Source organism: Streptomyces sp. NRRL S-118 (genome assembly GCF_000716335.1).
Classification (GTDB): domain Bacteria; phylum Actinomycetota; class Actinomycetes; order Streptomycetales; family Streptomycetaceae; genus Streptomyces.
The window spans coordinates 739-1,282 of record NZ_KL591050.1; the positions used below are offsets into that span (position 1 = coordinate 739).

Here is a 544-nt window from a genome sequence, read left to right on the forward strand (position 1 = left end):
CGTGTACTCCGTCGAGTCGAGCAGCTCGCCGCCGGTGGCGAGCAGTTCCCGCAGCGACCGGCCCAGCCGCGGATCGGCCTCCGCGCACACCGCGTCCAGAGCCGCGGCGAACACGGGGAACCGCTCCGCCAGTTCGAGCCCCATCCGAGCCCGCTGCGATCCCTGGCCGGTGAACAGGAACGCGGTCTTCCCCGCGACCGGACGGCCGTCGACGGCCCGGGCCGTGGACCCCTCCCCGGCGAGCGCGGCCAGTGCGGCCAGCAGCTCCTCGCGGTCGGCGGCCACCACGGCCGCCCGGTGGTCCAGCGACGCTCTCGACGTCGCCGTCGAGAACGCGACGTCCGCGACGGACAGCTCGGGCCGTGCCGCCAGGTGCGTACGCAGCCGCTCGGCCTGCGCCCGCAGTGCCGCACCCGTGCGGGCCGACACCAGGACGGGCACCGCGCCCGCCGGCCGCTCCGCCGGGGTGTCCACCGCTTCCTGCGCGGGAGCCTCTTCGAGGATCACGTGCGTGTTGGTGCCGCTGACGCCGAACGACGACACA

At 75.7% G+C, this 544-nt stretch carries 1 protein-coding gene; it reads right to left on the reverse strand.

The features are described 5' to 3' along the window. Positions 1-544, reverse strand: a 544-nt coding sequence (locus IH00_RS44885) for a CurL C-terminal domain-containing protein (RefSeq protein WP_039947849.1), incomplete at both ends; no start/stop codon positions are given.